At 69.2% G+C, this 3586-nt stretch carries 3 protein-coding genes; all 3 read right to left on the bottom strand.

Going from position 1 to position 3586, the window contains the following annotated elements:
- Positions 1-79 precede the first annotated feature (79 nt).
- Complete coding sequence (efeU, locus tag ACIBH3_RS35820; protein WP_396316301.1) at positions 80-958, bottom strand: iron uptake transporter permease EfeU; 879 nt, start codon at positions 956-958, stop codon at positions 80-82.
- 120 nt (positions 959-1078) lie between these two features.
- Positions 1079-2374: an iron uptake transporter deferrochelatase/peroxidase subunit gene (efeB, locus tag ACIBH3_RS35815; protein ID WP_396316302.1), complete on the bottom strand. Its 1296-nt coding sequence runs from the start codon at positions 2372-2374 to the stop codon at positions 1079-1081.
- A gap of 136 nt (positions 2375-2510) precedes the next feature.
- Positions 2511-3586: iron uptake system protein EfeO (efeO, locus tag ACIBH3_RS35810; RefSeq protein ID WP_396316300.1), on the bottom strand; the 1076-nt coding region annotated here is incomplete at its 5' end.

Here is a 3586-nt window from a genome sequence, read left to right as displayed (position 1 = left end):
GCCCGGATGTGGCTCGCCCCGTCCGGCGGGTGCCGGACGGGGCGAGCGGTGCGCGCTGTGGTGTTGTGGTGTGCCGTGGTCAGCCGGCGGGCTTCTCCGCGGCGGCCGGCCCGGCCGCCGTCGCGGCGGGTGTGGTGGGTGTGGTGGGCTGGGTGGTGCGGGGGCCCAGGACACCGAAGAAGAACAGCAGCGTCGGAACCAGGTACACCGCCCAGACGCCCGCCTGGAGCTTCGTCGGGTCGGGCTGGAAGTTCAGCACGCCCTTGAGCAGCGTCCCGTACCAGCTGTCCTTGGGGATCGTCGAGCTGATGTCGAACAGCTGATCGTGCAGACCCCCCAGCCAGCCCGCCTCCTGAAGGTCGTGCACCCCGTACGCCAGCACCCCCGCCGCGACCACCACCAGCATCGCTCCCGTCCAGGTGAAGAACCGCGCCAGATTGATCCGCAACGCCCCCCGGTAGAACATCCACCCCAGCACCACCGACGTCAGCAACCCCAGCAACGCCCCCACCAACGGCCGCACCCCGTCACTGGTCGCCTGCACCGCCGACCAGATGAACAACGCCGTCTCCAGCCCCTCCCGGCCCACCGCCAGGAACGCCGTCGTCACCAACGCGAACGTCCCCATCGCCAACGCCGCGTCCAGCTTCCCGTGCAACTCCGCCCTCAGATGACGCGCGGTACGACGCATCCAGAACACCATCCACGTCACCAGCCCCACCGCGACCACCGACAGCGACCCGCCCAGCGCCTCCTGCGCCTCGAACGTCAACTGCGACGACCCGAACTGCAACACCGCACCGAACGCCATCGACACCGCGACCGCGCCACCGATCCCCAACCACACCGGCGCCAACCGATCCCGCCGACCCGTCTTCACCAGATACGCGATCAGAATGCACACCACGAGACTGGCCTCAAGGCCCTCACGCAGACCGATCAGATAGTTGCCGAACACAGGACACTCTCCCGGGGGATCGGGGACGGAACAGACATGCAGACATGCAGACGCGCAGACGTGCAGACGTGCAGACGTGCGGGAACGGACCCGCGAGAGACAGGCCGCACCACGAAGGGCTCAGCCGAACAGGGCCTGCCCCCACCACTCACCGGGCTTGCGCACACCCGCCGGACACGCGAAATGCGCCGACCCCACATGCTGGATGTACTCGTTCAGCAGGTCCGAACCCGCCAGCCGCCGCTGCAACGGCACGAACGCCTTCCGCGTGTCCCGCTGGTACGCCAGGAAGAACAGGCCCGCGTCCAGCCGCCCCAGACCATCCGTGCCGTCCGTGAACGAGAACCCCCGCCGCAGGATCATCAACCCGTCATTGGAATCCGGATGCGCCAGCCGCACATGCGAACCCTCCGGCATCGCCGCCAGATCCGGAGTGTCCCGCTCCCTCGCCTTCCCGAACGGCGCACCCTCCCCCTTCGTCCGCCCGAAGATGTCCTCCTGCTCCTTCAACGGCGTACGGTCCCACGTCTCGATGTGCATCCGGATCCGACGCGCCACCAGGTACGAGCCGCCCGTCATCCACTCCGGACCGTCCCCCGACGCCGCCCACACATGCTCCGCCAGCGCCGCACCATCGGTCCCCGCGATGTTGTGCGTCCCGTCCTTGAACCCCATCAGGTTCCGCGGCGTCTGCGCGTCCGGCGTCGTCGACGACGTCTTCCCGAACCCCAACTGCGACCACCGGACGTTCACCACCCCCATCCCGATCCGCGCCAGGTTACGGATCGCGTGCACCGCCACCTGCGGGTCATCCGCGCACGCCTGCACACAGATGTCCCCACCACTGCGCGCCGGATCCAGCCGGTCGTGCGCGAACGCCGGCAGATCCACCAGCGCCTCCGGCCGCCTGGCCCGCAACCCGAACCGGTCCACCCCGTCCTTCTCGAACAGCCCCGGCCCGAACCCGATCGTCAACGTCAGGCGCGAGGCGGGCAGACCCAGCGCCTCACCCGTGTCATCCGGCGGCGCCTGCGCCAGCCCCGTCGCCGCACCGGTACCGATCTCCCGGCCCCCGGTCATCGCCGCCGCCGCCCTCGTCCACTCCTTCAACATCCGCACCAACGCCTCCCGACTCGTGGTGGAGACGTCGAACGCCGCGAAGTGCAACCGATCCTGCACCGGCGTCGCGATACCCGCCTGATGCTCCCCGTAGAACGGCACACCCCCACCGGAATCCACCTGCGCCGCACCGGCCGACGACCCGTCCCGCAAGGTCGCACCGGCAACCGAACCCACCGCGGCCGCACCCAGCGCCACCCCCGCACCCGCCCAGCCGATCACCGCCCGCCGGGAGAACGCCCCCGCACCAGGGCCGGGGCCGGCCTGCTCGGGCGACACGGACGACGGGGTGACCATCGGCTCGTTCGAAACCGGCTCGTTCGAGTCCATGAGGGGCGGCCCTTTCTGTGCTGATCAAGATGCCGTGGCGGCCGCTCAGGCCGCCACGGCGGGGGGTGGGGGATTGTGGTCGAGAGGTGGTACGAGGTGCGGGCTACTTGGTGGTGACGGCGGCGGCGAGCTTGGACAGCGGCTCACCCAGCGAGTTCACCGCGTCCGAGAACGCCTTGCGCTCCCCGTCGGCGACCTTGTCGTAGGAGGTGAACACCTCACCCTGCTTGTACTTCGCCAGCAGCGCCTGGATCCCCGCGAACTCGCCGTCCAGCGTCGTCGCCAGCTCCGCGTCCTTCTCCGCCGCCACCGGCTTCAACAGCTCGTACGCCTTCTTCGCACCCTCGACGTTCGCCGCGAAGTCCGACAGATCCGTGTGGGAGTAGCGGTCCTCCTCACCGGTGATCTTGTTCACCGCGACCTCGTCCAGCAGCTCCTTCGCGCCGTTGGCCATGCTGGTCGGGGTGATCTCCGCCTGCGGGATCTTCTTCTGCCAGTCCTTCAGATCCGCCACCAGCTGATCGGCGAGCTTCATCTCCTCATCACCGATCCGGGCGTCCGCCCACAGCGACTTCTCCAGCCTGTGCCAGCCCGTCCACTCCTGACCCGCCTCCAGAGCGTCCTCACGGGTGTCGGTCCTCGGATCCACGTCACCGAAGCTCTCCGCCACCGGCTCCGTCCGCTCCCAGCCCACCCGCGACGGCGCGAACAGCGCCTTCGCGCCCTCCAGATCCCCCGCCCTCACCGCCGCCGCGAACCGCTCCACCACCGGGATCGTCGCATCCGCCTGCTCCTGCGCGTAACCCCGGTACGACGCCACCGCCGCATCCAGACGCGGATCCGCCTTCACCACCGCACCACCGTCACCCGTCACGGTGACCTTCTGCCGGATCCCGTCACCGACCATCCCCGGCTTGCACGCGACCTCGTACTCGCCCGCCTTGATCTCCGCCGCGATCGTCGCCTTCGTCCCCGGCCCGATGTTCTCCCGCTCCGTCACGATCCGGTCGCCCGCCCCGTAGACGTACACCTCGGTCGCCTTCGAACCCTTGTTGGTGACCTCGATCTTCACATTCCCCGCCGGGAACGAGGTCCGCGACACCTCACACGCACTGTCGGAGGCATTCACCAACACGGCATCCGACGACGCCACCTCACTCTTCTTCGAACAGCCCGCCA

Origin of the sequence: Kitasatospora sp. NPDC050543, assembly GCF_044457565.1 — a bacterium.
Lineage (GTDB): Bacteria > Actinomycetota > Actinomycetes > Streptomycetales > Streptomycetaceae > Kitasatospora.
This window is presented reverse-complemented; position numbering and strand designations above follow the sequence as displayed.